The organism is Glacieibacterium sp. (assembly GCF_965200405.1).
Taxonomy (GTDB): Bacteria; Pseudomonadota; Alphaproteobacteria; order Sphingomonadales; family Sphingomonadaceae; genus Glacieibacterium.
Genome location: NZ_OZ241356.1, coordinates 1,679,834 through 1,698,810, shown reverse-complemented (window position 1 = coordinate 1,698,810; position 18,977 = coordinate 1,679,834). Strand labels below are relative to the sequence as shown.

18 protein-coding genes and 1 other RNA gene are annotated in these 18,977 nt (G+C 66.6%); 4 read left to right on the top strand and 15 right to left on the bottom strand.

What is annotated here, in order from left to right; translation table 11 throughout:
• Positions 1 to 12 precede the first annotated feature (12 nt).
• From ACOFKW_RS07850 to ACOFKW_RS07815, 8 genes are all read right to left on the bottom strand, one after another.
• Complete coding sequence (locus ACOFKW_RS07850) at positions 13 to 669, bottom strand: SURF1 family protein (RefSeq protein WP_419816758.1); 657 nt, start codon at positions 667 to 669, stop codon at positions 13 to 15.
• A gap of 34 nt (positions 670 to 703) precedes the next feature.
• Complete coding sequence (locus tag ACOFKW_RS07845; RefSeq protein ID WP_419816757.1) at positions 704 to 1,069, bottom strand: DUF983 domain-containing protein; 366 nt, start codon at positions 1,067 to 1,069, stop codon at positions 704 to 706.
• Positions 1,066 to 1,896 carry a cytochrome c oxidase subunit 3 gene (locus ACOFKW_RS07840; RefSeq protein ID WP_419816756.1) on the bottom strand — a complete coding sequence of 277 codons (831 nt, stop codon included), beginning with the start codon at positions 1,894 to 1,896 and terminating at the stop codon, positions 1,066 to 1,068. Before ACOFKW_RS07840 ends, ACOFKW_RS07845 begins: the two co-directional genes overlap by 4 nt.
• Before the next feature lie 5 nt (positions 1,897 to 1,901).
• Positions 1,902 to 2,528 (bottom strand): cytochrome c oxidase assembly protein, encoded by a 627-nt coding sequence (locus tag ACOFKW_RS07835; protein WP_419816755.1) that lies wholly within the window; start codon positions 2,526 to 2,528, stop codon positions 1,902 to 1,904.
• A gap of 118 nt (positions 2,529 to 2,646) precedes the next feature.
• Positions 2,647 to 3,552 carry a heme o synthase gene (locus tag ACOFKW_RS07830; protein WP_419816754.1) on the bottom strand — a complete coding sequence of 302 codons (906 nt, stop codon included), beginning with the start codon at positions 3,550 to 3,552 and terminating at the stop codon, positions 2,647 to 2,649.
• Between the two features lie 36 nt (positions 3,553 to 3,588).
• On the bottom strand, positions 3,589 to 5,244 hold the full coding sequence (gene ctaD / locus ACOFKW_RS07825) for a cytochrome c oxidase subunit I (RefSeq protein ID WP_419816753.1): 1,656 nt from the start codon (positions 5,242 to 5,244) through the stop codon (positions 3,589 to 3,591).
• A 16-nt stretch (positions 5,245 to 5,260) separates the two neighbouring features.
• Positions 5,261 to 6,415: a cytochrome c oxidase subunit II gene (gene coxB, locus ACOFKW_RS07820; RefSeq protein WP_419816752.1), complete on the bottom strand. Its 1,155-nt coding sequence runs from the start codon at positions 6,413 to 6,415 to the stop codon at positions 5,261 to 5,263.
• A 184-nt stretch (positions 6,416 to 6,599) separates the two neighbouring features.
• Entirely contained in the window at positions 6,600 to 7,418 is an 819-nt protein-coding gene (locus ACOFKW_RS07815; RefSeq protein WP_419816751.1) for a crotonase/enoyl-CoA hydratase family protein, read from the bottom strand.
• A 30-nt stretch (positions 7,419 to 7,448) separates the two neighbouring features.
• Between ACOFKW_RS07815 and ACOFKW_RS07810 the strand changes: the two genes are divergently transcribed.
• The 4 genes from ACOFKW_RS07810 to ACOFKW_RS07795 all read left to right on the top strand — a co-directional run bounded on the left by ACOFKW_RS07810 (position 7,449) and on the right by ACOFKW_RS07795 (position 12,882).
• A complete protein-coding gene (locus ACOFKW_RS07810) occupies positions 7,449 to 7,991 on the top strand; it encodes a (2Fe-2S)-binding protein (RefSeq protein WP_419816750.1) in 543 nt (180 codons plus the stop codon).
• Between the two features lie 418 nt (positions 7,992 to 8,409).
• Positions 8,410 to 9,834: a TolC family protein gene (locus ACOFKW_RS07805; RefSeq protein ID WP_419816749.1), complete on the top strand. Its 1,425-nt coding sequence runs from the start codon at positions 8,410 to 8,412 to the stop codon at positions 9,832 to 9,834.
• A gap of 11 nt (positions 9,835 to 9,845) precedes the next feature.
• The gene (locus tag ACOFKW_RS07800) at positions 9,846 to 11,564 is read left to right on the top strand and encodes a type I secretion system permease/ATPase (RefSeq protein WP_419816748.1); all 1,719 of its coding nucleotides are present in this window, start codon (positions 9,846 to 9,848) and stop codon (positions 11,562 to 11,564) included.
• Positions 11,565 to 11,574: 10 nt separating this feature from the next.
• The gene (locus ACOFKW_RS07795; RefSeq protein WP_419816747.1) at positions 11,575 to 12,882 is read left to right on the top strand and encodes an HlyD family type I secretion periplasmic adaptor subunit; all 1,308 of its coding nucleotides are present in this window, start codon (positions 11,575 to 11,577) and stop codon (positions 12,880 to 12,882) included.
• A 249-nt stretch (positions 12,883 to 13,131) separates the two neighbouring features.
• Here ACOFKW_RS07795 and ACOFKW_RS07790 read toward each other — a convergent pair whose 3' ends face one another.
• The 7 genes from ACOFKW_RS07790 to ACOFKW_RS07760 all read right to left on the bottom strand — a co-directional run bounded on the left by ACOFKW_RS07790 (position 13,132) and on the right by ACOFKW_RS07760 (position 18,873).
• Positions 13,132 to 13,740 (bottom strand): DUF4893 domain-containing protein, encoded by a 609-nt coding sequence (locus tag ACOFKW_RS07790; RefSeq protein WP_419816746.1) that lies wholly within the window; start codon positions 13,738 to 13,740, stop codon positions 13,132 to 13,134.
• On the bottom strand, positions 13,737 to 14,390 hold the full coding sequence (gene gmk / locus ACOFKW_RS07785) for a guanylate kinase (RefSeq protein ID WP_419816745.1): 654 nt from the start codon (positions 14,388 to 14,390) through the stop codon (positions 13,737 to 13,739). The genes ACOFKW_RS07790 and gmk overlap by 4 nt, the downstream gene beginning before the upstream one ends.
• A 40-nt stretch (positions 14,391 to 14,430) precedes the next feature.
• Positions 14,431 to 15,825, bottom strand: a complete 1,395-nt coding sequence (gene fumC / locus ACOFKW_RS07780; RefSeq protein WP_419816744.1) for a class II fumarate hydratase — start codon at positions 15,823 to 15,825, stop codon at positions 14,431 to 14,433.
• 77 nt (positions 15,826 to 15,902) lie between these two features.
• Complete coding sequence (locus tag ACOFKW_RS07775; protein WP_419816743.1) at positions 15,903 to 16,373, bottom strand: SspB family protein; 471 nt, start codon at positions 16,371 to 16,373, stop codon at positions 15,903 to 15,905.
• A 122-nt stretch (positions 16,374 to 16,495) separates the two neighbouring features.
• Positions 16,496 to 16,841: a transfer-messenger RNA gene (ssrA, locus tag ACOFKW_RS07770) on the bottom strand.
• On the bottom strand, positions 16,794 to 17,969 hold the full coding sequence (locus ACOFKW_RS07765; protein WP_419816904.1) for a glycosyltransferase family 4 protein: 1,176 nt from the start codon (positions 17,967 to 17,969) through the stop codon (positions 16,794 to 16,796). The genes ssrA and ACOFKW_RS07765 overlap by 48 nt, the downstream gene beginning before the upstream one ends.
• 313 nt (positions 17,970 to 18,282) lie before the next feature.
• Positions 18,283 to 18,873: a PEPxxWA-CTERM sorting domain-containing protein gene (locus ACOFKW_RS07760; RefSeq protein ID WP_419816742.1), complete on the bottom strand. Its 591-nt coding sequence runs from the start codon at positions 18,871 to 18,873 to the stop codon at positions 18,283 to 18,285.
• Positions 18,874 to 18,977 lie beyond the last annotated feature (104 nt).

Sequence of the window (18,977 nt, the reverse complement as noted above, 5' to 3'; positions counted from 1 at the left end):
AGTCGGCAGGACTTAGCTGGCAGGCGACCGGGGAGCAACCTGAGCGCGTTCGCCAATGATCGGAGCGTCGGCGGGACTCTTCAGCCGCCGCCACATGAAGATGCCGTAGATCACAGTCAGCGTCGTGGCGAAGGCGAACCATTGAAAAGCGTAGCTGAGGTGACTGTCGGGCAGATCGCCGGGCGTCGGCTGACGGGCTGGGACCAACGGCGCGATGGCGGTATCCGGGATCAGCATGAAGAACGGACGCTTAGGGTCTTTGCCGTAAGCATGTTCGATCACCGTGCCCGAGAACTCGGTGTCGACAACCAGTGGAGTCGGCGCCTCGGGTCGATTGGTCCATCCTGCCGCGACGACCAGATCTGGGCCGCGGCCATGGACAAATGCCGGGTCGCGGCAAGCGATCAATACCAAAAAGCCTGGCTCACCAGCTTTGCTGTCGCCGCCCCGCATGTCGTAGGGCACCACACGTCCCGGACGGCAGTCGATAGTGGCACGTCTGAATTGGACGCTCTGCTCGCCGACCATTGCACGGAAGAACTCTACCGGACGCACCGGCGGCAGGTGCGCGGCCGCCTCCAACTGGGCGATCAACTGGTGCTTCCACACCCGCCGCTCGAGTTGCCAGATGCCGAGGCCGACCATGGTCACGACCATGATGAGCGTCATCAGCGTCGGTATGATCGGGACACGGCGCACGATCCTAATCAAGCCGGCCGAGTCGCGCGTCGTTCTTATACTCGAGTGTCAGCAGCAAACCCTTGGCAAAGCGCAACAGCGCCAACGTCAGAACCAAAGTCGATGGAACCCAGATCAGGGCGTGCACCCACCATGGCGGCTCGACCGACAGCTCGAGCCAGATCGCGCCGACCACGACCACTAACCCGACTAGAAAGATCAGAAACGGTGCCGCGGCGTCGCCCACGTCGAAGGTCGAGTAATCGAGGCCACACTGACTGCAGGACGGTGCGAAGCTTGCAATATTCCTGAACATCGTGCGCGCGCCACACTTCGGACAGGTGCCGAGCAGCGCGGCCTGGATCGGCGGCCGCGCTAGCGCTCGGGTCATGTAGCCGTTGCAGCGACGGCAGCGCCGAAGTTGGAGCCCCAGACGTAGATAGTGACGAATAGGAACAACCATACCACGTCGACGAAGTGCCAGTACCAGGCTGCAGCTTCGAAACCGAAATGTTGGCGCGGGGTGAAGTCGCCCTTGTAGGTCCGGGCCAGACAGACAATCAGGAATATCGTGCCGATGATGACGTGGAAGCCGTGGAAGCCGGTCGCCATGAAGAAGGTCGCGCCGTAGATGCTGCCGGCGAATCCGAATTCGGCATGGTGATATTCGAATGCCTGGACCGCGGAGAACAGCAGGCCGAGCCCGATCGTCAGCCAGAGACCCTGCTTCAGACCCTTGCGATCACCGTGGATCAGGGCGTGGTGCGCCCAGGTCACTGTCGTGCCGGAAAGCAGCAAGATCATGGTGTTAAGCAGCGGGAAGGCGAACGGATCGAGGACCTCGACGCCCTTTGGAGGCCAGACGCCGCCAATCGCTTCGGCCGTGCTGGGATAGAGCGAGGCGCTGAAATAGGCCCAGAACCAGGCGACGAAGAACATCACTTCCGAAGCGATGAACAGGATCATGCCATAGCGGTGATGGAGCTGGACGACGGGCGTGTGATCGCCGGTGTTGGCTTCGTGGATGACGTTCGCCCACCAGCTGTAGAAGGTGAACAGCACCGCCAATGTGCCGATCGCGAAGACCCAGGGGCCCCAGGCGACCTTGTGCATCCAGCCGATCGCACCGGCGGCCATGGCCAGCGCCGAGAAAGAGCCGAACAGCGGCCACGGTGATGGATCGACGATGTGGAACGCGTGGGTCTTGCCGCCTGCCATTGGTCCTAGCCTTTATTCTGTTCCGCACCCGCGAGCAGCGCGGAGTCACGCTGCGTGTCTAGCTGGGCACGGTTGCGCTCGTCCACCGGGAAGAAGGTGTAACTGAGCGTGATTTCATCGATCTTGCTGGCCTGAGGGTCTTTCAGGATAGCAGGGTCGATAAAGTAGGTGAGGGGCATGTCGACGACTTCGCCCGCTTTCAGGGTCTGCTCGTTGAAGCAGAAGCACTGGATTTTCTTGAAGTACCTGCCCGCCAGATCGGGTGAGACGTTGTAGACGGCGCGGCCGGTGACCGGTGCGGCGCTGAGATTGGTGGCGCGGTAGAAGGCCATGCGGCGCTCGCCGACCTTGATCGTCGTCTCGTTGGCGGTGGGCACGAACTGCCACGGCATGCCGGGTGAGATATTGCCGTCGAAGCGGACCTTGATCGTGCGACCGGCGAGGGAGCGGAGGACGGAGTCGCTGGGCACGGCCGCCGCTTCGGCCCGGCCGGTGGTGCCGGCGAAACCCGTCGCTTGGCAGAAGGCGCGGTAGAGCGGCACGGCAGCAAAGGCGAGCGCGATCATCACCGTAGCAAAGGCTGCGGCGACGGTGGCGGTACGGCGATTGGTGCTGGCGAGGGTGGCCGACATCAGACCATCCGGACGATCGTGATGCCGAAGAACAGCAGGGCGAGCGCGACCAGAATGCCGCCGAGGACGAGGTTGCGGGCGCGGCGGCGGGCAACGAAAATGGTCATTTCCTCGGGGGTCATCCGAAAATCCAATGGTCGGCGACGAGCCCGGCGAAGAGCATGAAAAGGTAGAGCAGAGAAAAACGGAACAGCTTTTTCTCAGGAGCCATGTCGACGGCGAGCGTCGCGGTGTTGCGCGAGACGGCGAGCGCATACCAGGCGAATACCGCACCCAGACCAGCGGCGATTCCACCATAGACCCAGCCGGTGAGGCCAAAAACCCAGGGCAGCAGGCTGACCGGCACGAGGAGCGCGGTGTAAAGCAGGATCTGGCGGCGGGTGACGGCCGGCCCGTGGGTGACGGGCAGCATCGGCACGCCGGCCTTGGCGTAATCAGCCTCCATGAACAGCGCCAGCGCCCAGAAGTGCGGCGGCGTCCATAGGAAGATGATCGAGAACAGCAACACCGGCAGCAGCGTCACATCGTGCGTCACGGCGGCCCAGCCGATCAGTGGCGGAAAGGCGCCCGCAGCGCCGCCGATGACGATGTTCTGCGGCGTCCGGCGCTTGAGCCAGACGGTGTAGATCATCACGTAGAACAGGATCGAAATCGCCAGCAGCGCCGCGGCGAGCCAGCCGACCGCGAGGCCCATGACGGCGACCGAGCCGACCGACAGCGCGACGCCATAGGCCAGAGCCTCTTGCGGGGCGATCCGGCCACCGGGCAGCGGACGCCCGGCGGTGCGCTTCATCAGCGCGTCGATGTCGGATTCGAACCATTGGTTGAGCGCCCCGGCGGCGCCCGCCGCGATGGCGATGCACAGGATCGCGACGGCGCCGAGGAACGGGTGAATATGCCCCGGTGCCGCAAGCAGGCCGCACGCCGCCGAAAACACCACCAGCGACATGACGCGCGGCTTCAGGAGCGCGAGATAATCGCGCCAATCGGCATAGGCCGTCGATGGCAGGGTCTGCGTCGTCACGATTGGTCCAATGTCGGGTAGCGAGCGATGAGCCCGCTACTTGATCTGCGGCAGCGTCTCGAACTGGTGGTGCGGCGGCGGCGAGCTCAGCGTCCACTCGAGCGTGGTCGCACCCTCGCCCCAGTAATTGCCCTCGACGCGGCGACCAAAGGCCAGCGAGTAGATGACATTGATGAAGAAGAACAACATCCCGACCGCCATGATCGCATAGCCGACGCTGGAGATGTAGTTCCAGTGCTCATAGGCCGGCGTGTAGTCGGGGAGACGACGCGGCATGCCCTGCTGGCCCAGGAAATGCTGGGGGAAGAACATCACGTTGACGCCGACGAAGAAGATCCAGAAGTGCAGCTGCGCCAGGAGCTCGTTGTACGCCTTGCCGCTCATCTTGCCGAACCAGTAGTAGAAGCCGGCGAAGATCGCGAACACCGCGCCGAGCGACAGCACGTAGTGGAAGTGCGCGACGACGTAATAGGTGTTGTGCATGTAGGTATCGACGCCGGCGTTGGCCAAGACGACACCGGTGACGCCACCGACGGTGAACATGAAGATGAAGCCGATCGCCCACAGCATCGGTATCTTGAAGCTGATCGAACCACCCCACATCGTCGCGATCCAGCTGAAGATCTTGATGCCGGTCGGCACCGCGATGATCATCGTCGCCGCCGTGAAATACATCTTGGTATTCACGTCGAGACCGCTGGTGAACATGTGGTGAGCCCAGACGATGAAGCCGATGCCACCGATCGCGACCATGGCGTAGGCCATGCCGAGATAGCCGAACACAGGCTTCTTCGAGAAGGTCGAGATGATCTGCGAGACCATGCCGAAACCGGGCAAGATCAGGATGTAGACCTCCGGGTGACCGAAGAACCAGAACAGATGCTGGTACAGGATCGGGTCGCCGCCACCGGCCGGGTCGAAGAAGGTGGTGCCGAAGTTGCGATCGGTCAGCAGCATGGTGATGGCACCGGCCAGCACCGGCAACGACAGCAGCAGCAGGAAGGCGGTGACCAGCACCGACCAGACGAACAACGGCATCTTGTGCAGGGTCATGCCCGGCGCACGCATGTTGAAGATCGTCGTGATGAAGTTGATCGCACCGAGGATCGACGAGGCGCCGGCAAGGTGGAGCGACAGGATAGCCATGTCGACGGCTGGTCCGGGATGGCCGCTGGTCGACAGCGGCGGATAGACCGTCCAGCCGGTTCCGGCCCCATCGAAGCCCGCCGGGCCAGGCACGAACATCGAGCCGAGCAGCAGCAGGAACGACGGCACGAGCAGCCAGAACGAGACATTGTTCATGCGCGGGAAAGCCATGTCGGGCGCGCCGATCATGATCGGCACGAACCAGTTGCCGAAGCCGCCGATCATCGCGGGCATGACGGTGAAGAACACCATGATCAGGCCGTGCGCGGTGATGAAGACGTTCCACAGATGATAGGAGGCGTCGAGATTGCCCTGGGTGAACCAGGTCAGATACTGGATGCCGGGATGCGCCAGCTCGGCGCGCATGATGCCGGAAATCGCACCGCCGATGGTCCCCGCGACGATCGCGAAGATCAGGTACAGCGTGCCGATGTCCTTGTGGTTGGTCGAGAACAGCCACCGCTCGACGAACCCGAGCTTGTGCTCATGGGCATCGTCGTGGGCGTGGTCGTGCCCGTGATCCGCAACGAGGGGGCTGGTGGCCATGGTCTGGCGCTCTCTCTTACTTGGCAGCAGGCGTCGCGGCGGGCGCGGCGGCTTCAGTTGTATTCGAACCACCCGCGAGGGCGGCGTTTGCCGGCTCGGCCGGCGTCGCCGAGGTCGCAGCTTCGGCAGCAGCGCTGCCGCCTGCGTTCGGTGAGATACCTGCGCCAGCGACCGGGGCTCCGGCGACCGGCGGCGTGATGCCGTTTTCCTTTTGCTTGGCGGCGACCCACTGGGCGAAGCGCTCCTTGGAGACGACTTCGACGGCGATCGGCATGAACGCATGCTTGGTGCCGCACAGCTGGTTGCACTGGCCGAAGAACACGCCGGTACGGTCTGCCTTGAACCAAGTCTCGTTGATGCGGCCGGGAACGGCGTCCATCTGGACCCAGAATGCCGGGATCGCCCAGGCGTGGATGACGTCGGCAGCGGTGGTCAGGACGCGGACGGTGACGCCGACCGGCACGACCACCCGGTTGTCGACATCGAGCAACTGCGGCGAGCCGGCCTTGGCGGCCTCTTCCTTGGTCAGCATGATCGAATCGAAGCTGAAATTGCCCTGGTCGGGGTATTCATACTCCCAATACCATTGATGACCGATGGCCTTGATGGTCAGGTCGGCCTTGGGCGGCTCGTACTGGTTGGCGAGCAGGCGGAACGACGGCACGGCGATCCACACCAGGATGAGGACCGGGACGAGCGTCCACAGAACCTCGATCGTCGTGTTGTGGCTGGTCCGCGATGCCTGCGGGTTAGCCGCCCGGCGGAAACGAACGACGACATAGCCGAGCAGCAGCACGACGAAGATCGTGATGATGACCATCATCGGGTCGAGCACGGCCTTGACCATGCCGTGCGCCTCGCGGGCGATCGGCGACTCAGGCGGCTGCAGGTCCCAATGGGTGCCGCCGGCAGGCTGGCCGATGCCGGCAGTCGCTGGAACACGCTGGTTAACCGGGGCGCCGCTGGCGATCTCGATGGTCTGGACCGGGGTGACCGGCGCGGCGTCGACGACGTTGCCGGAGGTCGGATCGACCTTGGCGGTGGTTGCCGGCTTGGTCGGGGCGGCGGCTACCGGGATCGCCGGGGTGGTGACTGCGGGAGCCGTTGCAGCGGGAGCAGCTGCCGGGGCCGCAGCGTCCTGCGCCAGCAGCGCGGCCGGGGCCAGCGCCATCAGGACAGCAGCAATTGAAAGCCTAAGTCGGTGCATCATGCCCCTCGGGTATCGGACGAGACCCGGCGCGTCCACCGGGATGTTGGCGCGTCTATATGCGGCGCAGCATCGTCGGACAAGCGGCGAAGGTGCCGCATCGCCCGGCAAATCCTCACTCGCGATCGCTGCGCCCCCGCGCGGCAGGTCAGGCGAGCAGGTCGGCGTAGCGCGCGGTGTCGCGTTTGAGCTGGGCGGCGACCGCGTTCGGGACGTCCTCGCCCTGGAGCATGCCGGTGTTCCACAGCGCGACGAACTCCAGCCCGTCGTCGATGCTGTGGTCGCGGCCGTGGTTGAGCACCGCCTTGATGCCGGTGATCGCCAGCGGCGACTTGGCGGCGATGTCGCGCGCCAGCTCGTGCGCGGCGGCGAGTGCCGCGTCATGGTCGGCGGCGACGCGGTTGAGGAAGCCGTAGCGCGCCGCCTCCTCGGCCGGGAAGCGGCGCCCGGTATAGGCGAGTTCGCGGACGATGCCCTGGGGCAGCAGGTGCGGAATGCGCTGCAGCGTGCCGACGTCGGCGACGATGGCGATGTTGATCTCCTGGATGGTGAAAAAGCAGTCCGCCGTGCCGACGCGCATGTCGCAGGCGGTGACGAAATCGACGCCGCCGCCAATGCAGCCGCCATGCACCACCGCGATCACCGGGACGCGGCAACGGTCGACGACGGTAAAGCTGTCCTGCATGTGCTTGACGTGGCGGCGGAAAGCCTCGCGCGCTCGTCCCGCATCGCCGGGCGGTCCGCCCAGCGTCGCGCCGGCCCAGGCGAGGTCGAGCCCGGCGGTGAAGTGCTTGCCGGTCGAGGCGACAACTACGGCGCGGATGCCTGGGTCGGCGTCGATCGCCCCGAAAATCTCGATGATCTCGGTCCAGAACGCCTGGTTCATGGTGTTGAGGGCCTGTGGGCGGATCATCGTCACCGTCGCCACGCCGTCGGCGGTGTCGAGGCGCAAGGTCGTCAGTTCCATCGTCGCGGCTCCTCGGCTAGATGACGTGGCATGACCAAGTTCACCGTCAACGGCAATCCCGTCCATTACCTGATGGACCCGACGACGCCGTTGCTGTGGGCGCTGCGCGATGCCTCGAATCTGACAGGCACGAAGTTCGGCTGTGGCGCCGGGCTGTGCGGGGCCTGCACCGTCCATATCGACGGCGTGCCGCAGCGCAGTTGCCAGGTCGCGATCGGCGACATCGAGGGCACGCTGGTGACGACGATCGAGGGTCTGTCGGACGATCGCTCGCACCCGGTGCAGCAGGCGTGGATCGCCGAGCAGGTGCCGCAATGCGGCTATTGCCAGTCAGGCATGATCATGGCCGTGGCGGCGCTGCTCAAGACCAACAAGCATCCGAGCGACGAGGAGATCGACGCGTCGATCACCAACCTGTGCCGCTGCGGCACCTATCCGCGGATCCGCAAGGCGATCCACCGGGCGGCAGCGGGCGATGTCGACGCCGGAGTCGCGGTGCCGGGGACGACCGCGAGCGAGGCGGCACGGATCGCGCCGTCGATGGTCGCACGCCCGGCGACGGTCACGCGCTAGCCTCCGGGCGGCTGCCGGATCAACGGTCGGGGGCGTCCCGGACGGGCTTTCAGGGCCTTGAAACGTCACGCATTTCCGAGTGTCCGGACTTAACCGTTTCTTAGCGAAGCATCGCTCGGAGTGGAGCCGCGCGTCCGGGACCCAAGGCAATTGTGGATTAAGCCCGACGCTGTGCTGCCGTTTACCATGATTGCGACACACGGTCGTCCGGGACGGCGTGGTCAAATCCAGCGACGAGGCGAGACTCGATACGGAACCAAAGACTACAGGCGCTGACGCTAATGCAATAGGTCTTAAGGGAAGTGCAACAGTTCGCATGATAATCTTTGAATGCGCACCCCTGAACAATCGTGGCCATCAGCCTGACCGAGTCGGCTCCTTTGCGTCGCGTGCGGGATCGGTGCGGGTGGGAGTAGCGGTGTTCAAGCGTGCAGGAAGATCGGGGGCTTGCGGCCTGTTGCTGTGCGGTGCGGCCGCGCTGGCCCAGCCGACGGTCGCGGTCACGCCGCCCGCCGCCGCGATTTCCTTGCCAGAGCCGTCGGGAGCGCCGCAATCGATCGACTTCGACCGCGATCCGCTGATCCGGTTCTCCCACGCCGCCGTGCCGGCCCGGCCGTTCCTCGATACGCTGGGCCGCGCCGTCGAGGTCCATCCCAACGTCGCCGCCGCGATCGCCGATGCGCAGTCCCGCGAAGGCGTCCGCACCCAGGTCCGCGCCGGGCTGTTCCCGCAGGTCGACGCGTCACTGGTCACGCAACGCTCGCTCGCCAACCGCTTCCAGTCGGGCGACACCTTCATCGAGAGCCTGGCGCCGCGGACCCGCGCCGACGCCGTCATCAACGCCGACCAGCTGATCTATGACTTCGGCGCGACCGGCAGCCGGATCTCCGCCGCCAACGACCGCATCCGCGCCGCGCGGGCCGAGGTCGAGCGCGTCGCCGGCGACACGGCGCTGCGGGCGGTCAATGCCTGGTACAACGTGCTCGGCTACCAGATGCTGGTCGAGCTGAGCGACGCGATGGCCAAGCGGCAGCGCGCCATCCTCGCCGATGTCCGCACGCGCGTCGTCCAGGGTTTTGGCGCGGCGGGCGACGTGGCGCGGGCGGAGGCGGTGCTGGCCGATACCGAGGTGCAGGCGGCGCGCTATGGCCGGGCGCTGGAGCAGGCGCGCGGTCGCTACCGCGAGACCTTCGGCACCGATGCGCCGGATCATCTCAGTCGCCCGCTGCCGCCGCGCTCCGAGGCGCAGAGCCTCGACAATGCGCAGGCGATGAGCCGCCAGTCGCCCGCCGTCGCCGCCGCGCTGCGCCGGGCCGAGGCTGCCCGCCGTGACTATCGGGCGGCGCGGGCGGACGGGCTGCCGCGGCTGTCGGCGGGAGTGAACGGCTCGCGCTACGACGTCTTCACCGGGTCGGACTATGACGTGCGCGGCACCATCAGCCTGCGCCAGAGCCTGTTCGCCGGCGGTGCCCAGCGCGGCCGGATCGACGAGGCGAGCGCGGTGTCGCGCCAGGCCGGCTTCATCGCCGACCAGGTCATCAACGAGAGCGAGCGCGACGCCGGCATCGCCTTTACCGACGTCAAGTCGCTGACCATCACCGAGGCGACGCTGGAGACCGCGTACATCGCCAACCGGCGCTCGCGCGACAGCTATGTCGAACAGTTCCGGGTCTCGCGCGGCACGCTGATCGAGCTGCTGCGCGCCGAACAGGATTATTACTCGGCCGCCGCCAATTACCTGCAGGGCATCATCGAGCTGGACGTGGCGCGTTACGCGCTGCTCACCCGCACCGGCGAAATCCTGCCGGCGGTCGGCGTCAAGCTCAGCACGGCACCGATGTGAGGGGGCAGACTATGACCGACAGCAACATCGAACTGCACAAGCCGCGCATCGCCGCCTGGCTGATGGACCCGATCCGCGCCAACCGGGGCCTGTACGGGCAGGTCGCGCTGGCGGCGATCCTGGTCAATCTGTTCGGGCTGGTGACCTCGCTGTTCTCGATGACGGTGTACAACCGCATCGTTCCCAACAACGCTACCGACTCGCTGATCGCACTGTCGGTCGGGGTCGGCATCATCCTGGTCTTCGACTTCATACTGCGCACCCTGCGCGGCTATTTCATCGACATCGCCGGGCAGCGCATCGACCGCACCGTCGGCAACTCGATCTTCGAGCGCATGCTGTCGATGCGAATGGAGACGCGCCAGGGTTCGTCGGGCGCCTTTGCCGGCTTGCTCCGCGAGTTCGAGGCGCTGCGCGACTTCTTCGCCTCGGCGACGCTGGCCGCCGTCGTCGACGTGCCGTTCATCCTGCTGTTCCTGGTCGTCATCTGGGCGATCGGCGGCTGGCTGGTGGCGGTGCCGCTGGTGATGATCCCGCTGGTCGTCGGGGTCGGGCTGTTCTCGCAGCCACTGCTGTCGCGGCTGGCGGGCAAGGGCCTGGCCGAGGGCATGTCGAAACAGGGCGTGCTGGTCGAGGCGATCTCGGGCCTCGAGACGGTCAAGTCGTCGTCCGCCGGCCCGCTGCTGGCGCGTCGCTGGGCGAAGGCCGTCGACGACCATGCCGCGTCGTCGCTGCGCCAGCGCCTGATCGCGGCGGTCAGCATCAACGTCGCCCAGTCGGTGCAGCAGATCTGCTATGTCGGCGTCGTCATCATCGGCGTCTACATGATCGCCAACCGCGAGCTGACCATGGGCGGTCTGATCGCCGCCTCGATCCTGTCGGGCCGCTGCGTCGCGCCGCTGGGCCAGATCGCCAGCCTGCTGACCCGCCTCAGCCACACCCGCTCGGCCTATGCCCAGCTCGACAAGCTGATGCAGAGCGGCGGCGAGGCGCACGAGGATCGCAACTATCTCCGCCGCGCCAAGCTGGACGGCGGCATCGAGTTCCGCAACGTCACCTTCCGCTATCCCGGCACCACGGCGCGCGCGCTGGACGATGTCACCTTCCGCATCCAGCCGGGCGAGCGAGTCGCCATCGTCGGGCGCGTTGGCTCCGGCAAGTCGACCGTCGCCCGGCTGATCCTCGGCCTGTACCAGCCCAGCGAGGGCGCGGTGTTCGTCGACGACGCCGACGTCCGCCAGCTTCACCCCGACGACCTGCGCCATAATATCGGCGCGGTGTTGCAGGACGTCTTCCTGCTCAGCGGCTCGGTGCGCGAGAACATCGCGCTCGGCGAGGCGGCGGTCGACGATGCCGCGGTCCTCAAGGCCGCCAAGCTGTCGGGCGCGCACGACTTCATGGGGCAGCTGCCCAACGGCTATGACCTGCAACTGGCCGACCGCGGCGAAGGGCTGTCGGGCGGCCAGCGCCAATCGATCGCGATCGCCCGCGCCCTGGCGCACGAGCGCCCGATCCTGCTGTTCGACGAGCCGACCTCGGCGATGGATATCCAGTCGGAGAACGCCCTGATCTCGCGGCTCGAGCCCGAGCTGAAGGGCCGGACCGTGGTGCTGGTCACCCACCGCCAGTCGATGCTGCGCCTCGTCGACCGCATCATCATCCTCGACAAGGGCAAGGTCGTCGCGATCGGCCCGCGCGACGACGTGCTCAAGTCCGTCGCCGTCAACTAGGGAGCGCACCATGTCCTTCGCCACGACGCTGGAGACGATGCCGCTCCAACTCGAACCGACCCGCGCCTCGCGGTTGATGCTGTGGACGATCGCCGGCCTGACCTTTGCGCTACTGCTGTGGGCGGCGCTGGCCCGGGTCGACGAGGTTGCCGGTGCGCAGGGCCGGGTGATCCCGTCACGCCAGCTGCAGATCGTCTCCAACCTGGAGGGCGGCGTGGTCAAGGCGATCCTGGTTCGTGCCGGGCAGCATGTCCGCGCCGGCCAGCCGCTGGTGCGCCTCGACAATACCGCCTTCACCGCCGAATTCGGGCGGACGACCGAATCCTATAACGCGCTGGTCGCCCGGGCGACGCGGTTGCAGGCCGAAGTCGATGGCAGGGCGCCGGTGTTCGCGCCGGGCCTGACGACCGCCGCGCCGCAGCTGGTCGAGACCGAGCGGTCACTGTACCGGGCGCGGCTGGCCGGGCTTGCCGCCGACAGCGCAGTCGAATCGGCCAAGCTCGACCAGGCGCAGCGCGCGCTCGGCCAGGCCGAGGTCGAGGCAGCGACCCGGACCCAGGGCGCGGCCGCCGCCGACAGCGAGTTGGCGATGATCGCGCCGCTGGTCGCCAAGGGGATCGAGCCGCAGATCGAACTGGTGCGCGCGCAGACCGCACAGGCGCAGGCGCGCGGCGGCGCGGGCAGCGCGGCGCTGGCGATCCGCCGCGCCCGTGCCGCGGTGGAGGAGGCGCAGTCGGGCCTGCGCAGCGTCCGCGACAGGTATCGCGCCGACGCCTTCACGCAGCTGACGACGGCGCGCGGCGAACTGGCCGGACAGGGCGTCACCCTGCCCGCGCTGCAGGATCGGCTGACGCGCACGGAACTGCGCGCGCCGATCGCCGGGACCATCAACCGCGTGCTGGTCGCCACCGTCGGCGGCAGCGTGAGGCCGGGCGAGCCGCTGGTCGAGATCGTACCCGCCGACGACACGCTGGTCGTCGAGGCCGAGGTAAAGCCCGCCGACATCGCCTTCGTTCACCTCGGCCAGCGCGCCACCGTCAAGCTCACCGCCTATGATTATTCGGTCTATGGCGCGCTCGACGGCAAGGTCGAGACGATTTCACCCGATGCCATCGTCAACGAGCGCACCGGCGAGAGCCACTTCACCATCCGCATCCGCACCGACAGCGCCGAACTGAAAGCCAAGGACGGCACCCGCCTGCCGATCGGCGCCGGCATGATCGCCCAGGTCGACGTGCTCGGCCACAAGCGGTCGGTGCTGTCGTACCTGCTGACACCGGTGTCGAAGCTGCGCGACAACGCCTTCCGGGAGAAATAACGGTCCCCTCGGGAGCCGTTTCGAGCAGAAGAACCCCCACCCCGGCCCTCCCCACTCTACGCTGCGCGTGGGGGGAGGGAGCAGAAAGGTGCGCTGCCGCTTCGGGTTCCAACGTCCTTTCTGCCCCCTCCCCCCACGTGAGCCTTCGCGAACATAGAGTGGGGAGGGCCGGGGTGGGGGCGCTTCTTCAGCGTCCCTCTGTCCGGGCGGTCCTTCCCCTCCACGCTGTGCATGGGCGGGGAAGCAGGCTCAGGTCGACGGCGTGATCTCGATCAGGTCCAGCGTCGATTCCCACAGCGGAAACGGCAGTTCCAGCCGCCAGCGCTTCGGCCCGAGGCTGTGCAGGACGCCGACCTGGTTGCGGTCGACATCGGCATTATACTTGAAGCCGCCGCGCTCGTTGCCGAGGTTGATCGCGCCGAGATAGATCATCCGCTCGCCGTCCGGGTACAGCACGCCGCTGGTGCGCTGCGCACCGCCTTCGCCGGTAAAGCGCAGGCCGTCGCGGCTTGCCTCGATGCGGCAGGGATAGCTGCCGACTGCCCGCCAGTTGGGCATCCCCGCGACCCGGCTGCCCAGCTTCAGGGTCCGGCAGGAATAGATTCCGGGTGCCGGCGGCGGATCGGCGGTGACTGCATCGCCCTGGGTCAACGCGCCCTGCCCCGACCAATCGGCGGCAAGTCCCGCCGCGGCGACCTGCGCACGGGCGGTGGTCCAGGCGTGGTACAGGCCGGCGAGGCGCTTGCGGTCGGGCTCGGTCATCTGGCGCCGCCAGCCCGGCGGATCGGCGGCGGCGGGGACGGCACCCAGCACGGCCCCCAGCACGACGAGCGCGACCAGGCTGGTGCGGCGGCTCATCCCAGCATGTCCCGCACGAATGCCGCGAGCCCGAGTTGCCGCCGCCGCGCCAGCCGCTCGGCCTTCAGGATCGCACGGATCTCGTGGAGGCAGACGTCGGGATCGTCGTTGATCAGGATATAGTCGTACTCGCCCCAATGGCTGATTTCGGTGGCGGCGCGCCGCATGCGGTGGGCGATGACCGGCTCCGAATCGGTGCCGCGCGAGCGCAGGCGGCGCTCCAGCTCGGCCATGCTCGGCGGCAGGATGAAGACGCGGACCAGGTCGCTGCCCGATTCGGTCTGCTGGAGCTGCTGCGTGCCTTGCCAGTCGATGTCGAACAGCACGTCGCGCCCGGCGTGGAGCGCATCCTGTACCCGGGCGCTCGGCGTGCCGTATTTATACCCGAATACCTTGGCCCATTCGAGCAGCTCGCCGGCGGCCTGCATCCGGTCGAACTCGGCCTCGGTGACGAAATGATAGTCGCGGCCATCGATCTCGCCGGGGCGTGGCGGACGGGTGGTGACCGACACCGACATGACGATCTGCTCGTCGTCGACCAGCAGACGCCGCGACATCGTCGTCTTGCCCGCCCCCGACGGCGAGGACAGCACGAACATCAGGCCGCGGCGGGGCGGCGTAGCAACGGCGGTACTGACGAATGCGGTCATCGGCGCGGTGTAGAACGTTGCGCGCCGGTCGCCAACTCCGTCAGGCGTCGGGCCCGATCATCTTGTCGGCGCGCACCACTTCGCGGAAGCGCGGCTCGTCGATGAGTTTCAGCGCCAGCGCTGCCTCGAGCAGCGAGGTGCCGTTGACATGCGCGTGCTTGGCGATCTTGGCGGCGGCGTCATAGCCGATCTCGGGCGCCAGCGCGGTGACCAGCATCAGCGAACGCTCGACCAGCTCGGCGATCCGCCCTTCGTTGGCGGTCATGCCCTCGACGCAGCGCTCGCTGAAGCTCGCCATGCCGGTCGCCAGCAGGTCGATCGAGCGCAGCACGTTGGCGCCGATCAACGGCTTGAAGACGTTGAGCTCCATGTGCCCCTGCATGCCGCCGACGGTGACGGCGACATGATTGCCCATGACCTGGGCGGCGACCATCGTCAGCATCTCGCATTGGGTCGGATTGACCTTGCCCGGCATGATCGAGCTGCCAGGCTCATTCTCCGGCAGCGACAACTCGCCGAGGCCGGAGCGCGGTCCCGAACCGAGCAGCCGCAGGTCGTTGGCGATCTTGGTCAGCGCCACGGCCAGCGTGTTGAGCGTACCCGAGAAATGGACCAACGGGTCGTTGCTCGCCAGCGCCTCGAACTTGTTGTCGGCGGTGCGGAACGCCAGGCCGGTGATCGTCGCGATCTCGGCAGCCACGGCGACGTCGAAGCCCTGGGGCGAGTTGAGGCCGGTGCCGACCGCAGTGCCACCCTGCGCCAGCTGCATCATGCCGTGGCTGACGGCGGGCTCGATGCGTTGCTGGCAGCGGTACAACTGGTTGGCGTAGCCTGAGAATTCCTGGCCCAGCGTCAACGGCGTCGCGTCCTGCAGGTGAGTGCGGCCGATCTTGACGATGTGCGCCCAGCCCTTGGCCTTGGCATCCAGCGCGCCGAACAGCCGCTCCAGCGCCGGCATCAGGCGGTTGGTCGCGGTCAGCGCGGCGGCGATGTGGAGCGCGGTCGGGAAGGTGTCGTTCGACGACTGCCCCATGTTGACATGGTCGTTGGGGTGGACCGGCGACTTGCCACCGCGCTTGCCGCTCAGCGCCTCGTTGGCGATGCCGGCGATGACCTCGTTGACGTTCATGTTCGACTGGGTGCCGGAGCCGGTCTGCCAGATCACCAGCGGGAACTGGTCGTCATGCTCGCCCGCGGCGACCGCGGCGGCGGCGGTTTCGATGGCGTCGGCGATCTCGGCGGGCAGGCCGTGGCTGCGGTTGACCCGGGCGGCGGCCTGCTTGACGATCGCCAGGGCGTGGACGATCTCGATCGGCATGCGCTCGCGCGGGCCGAATGGGAAGTTGCCGATGCTGCGCTGGGTCTGCGCACCCCAATAGGCGTTGGCATCGACGTCGATCGGACCGAAGCTGTCGGTCTCGCTACGAAAGGTCATGGTCGGGCGGCTCCAGGCAAGGTCGCGGTGTTGCCGCTGCCTTTGCCCGAGCGGGGCAGCCATGCCAAGCGGCGCGCCTATTTCTTGCGGAAGCGGTCCAGCGTCACGACGTTCGAGCCGTCCTCAATCGGCGGCAGCGGCGGCGCAGGCTCAGGCACGGCGGCGGCCGCCTCGCCCTCCTTGGGCTGGAACTGCAGCGAGAAGTTGACCGCCGGGTCGACGAACCCGGTGATCGCGTCAAACGGAATGTGCAGCTTGGCCGGCACCTGGTTGAAGCTCAGGCCGATCTGGAAGTGACGATCGTCGATGAACAGGTCCCAATACCGGTGCTGGATGACGATGGTCATCTCCTCCGGATAGCGCTCGAGCAGGTGCTTGGGCATCTCGACGCCGGGATAGCGCGTGCGAAACGCGATGTAGAAGTGGTGGCTGCCCGGCAATCCGCCCTCCGCATCGATGCGGTCGAGGACCCGGCGGACCACAGAACGCAAGGCGTCCTGGACGATCTCGTCGTAGGGAATCAGGCTATCGGCTGTGGTGTCGTTCACGAATCGGCTCCGGCTCGACGCCACGATACTGGCAAGGCTGCCCCAACGCCAAGGTGTAAGCGCCGGGTCCGTCGAAAAGACAAGGTGGGGAGCTTCTGTTGCTCGGTGCTCCCCGTACCGCCGGTTTCCATTTCTGTTGCCCGGTATGGTCCCTACCGCGCTTTCGGCCAGTGTAACTTAGTCCGTGAGGACCGGGTTACGCTGCGATTGCGAATGCCTCGTTGTCGTTGGCATTTATCAAATCGAACGGTTTTACGGCTCATTCAGGCCGGGCAAAAGTCTCCGTCTTTGGACACACGTCGATCCTGTTTCGGCCCCATGCCTCCCCCGACAACGGGGGTACGATGGTGGAGCCGCCGGGTACCGCCCCCGGGTCCGTTGTGTTTATTACACGGCACTCTGTATCGCCATAGCCGAGCGCTAACCCGGCACCGCCAACATACGCTGGCGAGCGTAATTTGCAACCACCGCACGGTAATGCGTCAGCATTCCGCCGTTGATCGCGTCCCAGTCATAGCCCTGCGCCCGCTCGACCCCAGCCGCGCCGGCAGCCTCGCGCCGGGCCGGGTCGGCGATCAGGACGGCGATCGCGTCGGCAAAGGCGGCGATGTCGCCGGGCGGCACCAGCGCGCCGCTGACGCCGTCGTCGACCAGGCAATTATTGCCCGTCGCCAGCGCCGCCACCACCGGCAGGCCACTGGCCATCGCCTCCAGCGTGACGTTGCCGAAGGTCTCGGTGGTCGACGGATTGATCAGCATGTCGGACGAGGCATAGGCGACCGCCAGCGCATCGCCGCTGAGTTGACCGGTGAAGATCGCACCCGGCGCCTGCGCCTCGAACGTGTCGCGGGCCGGACCGTCGCCGACGATCAGCAGCTTGCAGGCGACACCGCGGCGCTCGAGCTCGGCCTTGGTCGCCGCGACGACGTCGAGGCCCTTTTCCAGCACGAGCCGCCCGACGAAGCCGATCACCACGTCGCTGTCGGCGATCCCCATCGTCCGCCGCCACTCCAGCGAGCGCCGTTGCGGGTTGAAGCGCGCTCGGTCGATGCCGCGGCTCCAGATCTCGATATGCTCGCTGATGCCCTGCTCGCGCAGCACGTCGGCAAAGCCCTCCGAGGTCGCATAGACTTCGGGCAGGTCGCTGTAGAACCGGCGCAGGATGTTCTCGGCATGCTTCCGGAACCAGCCGAGGCCGTAGAACTGGAAATAGGTGTCGAAGCGCGTGTGGAACGAGGCCACGGCGGGAACGCCCAGCCGCCTTGCCTCACGCTTGGCGGCAAAGCCGAGCAGGTCGGGCGCCGACAGGTGGATCAACGTCGGCGCGAAGGCTTCGATATCGCGGCGCACCCGGGCATTGATGCCCAGTCCGAAGCGGTACTCGGTGCGCCCGGGGATCGGGACGGACGGCGCCGAGATCAGCGTGCCCGTTGCCGGAAACGCCTCGGTCGACCCGGTCGGCGAATAGACCCGCACCGGCACGCCCTGGCTCTCGAGATAGCCGACCAGCTTGTTCAGGGCCTGGTTGGCGCCGTCGCGGACGAAATTATAATTGCCGGAAAACAGCGCGACGCGCAGCTCCGGCGGGGGTGACATGGTCAGCACGGTACCCGTCCTGCCCGATTTGGACTGCCACGGCCAGCGTAGGGGCATCTGCCACGGCGCGGGCTGGCGCAGCAGCGCGGTCCCGGCGTCATCCGGCAGTGGAAGGAGCTTCACGGTCAAGGCCTTTGGTACAGTCGACAGGGTGAATACGTTTCGCCGCTGATATCGGGCGCAAGCGGCATTTCTGGGGCAGGACGGTGGCGTCGGCGCCGTCTGCGATGCCGCATGGTGAGTCTGGACCAGAAACAAGAAGAAGCCCCGCCGGATTGCTCCGGCGGGGCTGATCACGATCGCAGGTCGTGGCTCAGGCGGCGACGGCCGAATTGCGACGACGACGGGCGGCAGCGCCGACCAGGCCGAAGCCGGCAATCATCAGCGCCCAGCTGGCAGGCTCAGGCACGCCCGGAACGACCGGCGGAAGATCGCTGCCGTCGGTGGTGAGGACGGACTTGCCGAGGCTGACGATCCAGCCGCCGTTGTTGGCATCGATGTCGACCTTGACCTGCAGGCCGGTGGCGATGTCGTCGAAGAAATTGGCGCCGAGCGCGAACGCGTTGCCATATTCCCAAGTGCTGTCGGAGCCGGTCAGCGCGCCGAGCAAGATCCAGGTGCCGCTGTCCAGTGCGTAGATATTGTCGGTCTCGCCAGACGAAAAGTCGACGTCGTACGCTGACACGCTCAGCGACGCGATGGTGAAGCCGCTGGCGATAGCGCCGTGGGTCCAGCTCCAGTCCTGGGAACCATCGCGATAATAAGGTGAATCGTTCTTCTGTGCATCGGTCGGGACGAAGTACCCGCTGGGTCCCTGGACGGTGTCGGTCGACGCCTGGGCTGCCGAACCAAGGCCAGTGACGGCGACTACGCCGGCAAGCAGTATCATTGTGGTCTTGAACATAAATCCCCTGTTGGTCCAGTTATTGGACAGGGCCTTATCGTTGCGGCAAGATAATGAGTCAATAGCGTAACGAATAGTTTTGATAAGAGTCGATACTCGCCAAC

Excerpts from the sequence above, each read along its gene's own strand:
- ACOFKW_RS07815 (WP_419816751.1), bottom strand. The coding sequence starts at position 7,418 with ATGGAACTGACGACCTTGCGCCTCGACACCGCCGACGGCGTGGCGACG.
- ACOFKW_RS07845 (WP_419816757.1), bottom strand. The coding sequence starts at position 1,069 with ATGACCCGAGCGCTAGCGCGGCCGCCGATCCAGGCCGCGCTGCTCGGC.
- ACOFKW_RS07840 (WP_419816756.1), bottom strand. The coding sequence starts at position 1,896 with ATGGCAGGCGGCAAGACCCACGCGTTCCACATCGTCGATCCATCACCG.
- ACOFKW_RS07790 (WP_419816746.1), bottom strand. The coding sequence starts at position 13,740 with ATGAGCCGCCGCACCAGCCTGGTCGCGCTCGTCGTGCTGGGGGCCGTG.
- fumC (WP_419816744.1), bottom strand. The coding sequence starts at position 15,825 with ATGACCTTTCGTAGCGAGACCGACAGCTTCGGTCCGATCGACGTCGAT.
- gmk (WP_419816745.1), bottom strand. The coding sequence starts at position 14,390 with ATGACCGCATTCGTCAGTACCGCCGTTGCTACGCCGCCCCGCCGCGGC.
- ctaD (WP_419816753.1), bottom strand. The coding sequence starts at position 5,244 with ATGGCCACCAGCCCCCTCGTTGCGGATCACGGGCACGACCACGCCCAC.
- ACOFKW_RS07800 (WP_419816748.1), top strand. The coding sequence starts at position 9,846 with ATGACCGACAGCAACATCGAACTGCACAAGCCGCGCATCGCCGCCTGG.
- ACOFKW_RS07760 (WP_419816742.1), bottom strand. The coding sequence starts at position 18,873 with ATGTTCAAGACCACAATGATACTGCTTGCCGGCGTAGTCGCCGTCACT.
- ACOFKW_RS07810 (WP_419816750.1), top strand. The coding sequence starts at position 7,449 with ATGACCAAGTTCACCGTCAACGGCAATCCCGTCCATTACCTGATGGAC.
- ACOFKW_RS07795 (WP_419816747.1), top strand. The coding sequence starts at position 11,575 with ATGTCCTTCGCCACGACGCTGGAGACGATGCCGCTCCAACTCGAACCG.
- ACOFKW_RS07765 (WP_419816904.1), bottom strand. The coding sequence starts at position 17,969 with ATGTCACCCCCGCCGGAGCTGCGCGTCGCGCTGTTTTCCGGCAATTAT.
- ACOFKW_RS07850 (WP_419816758.1), bottom strand. The coding sequence starts at position 669 with ATGACGCTCATCATGGTCGTGACCATGGTCGGCCTCGGCATCTGGCAA.
- ACOFKW_RS07835 (WP_419816755.1), bottom strand. The coding sequence starts at position 2,528 with ATGTCGGCCACCCTCGCCAGCACCAATCGCCGTACCGCCACCGTCGCC.
- coxB (WP_419816752.1), bottom strand. The coding sequence starts at position 6,415 with ATGGCGCTGGCCCCGGCCGCGCTGCTGGCGCAGGACGCTGCGGCCCCG.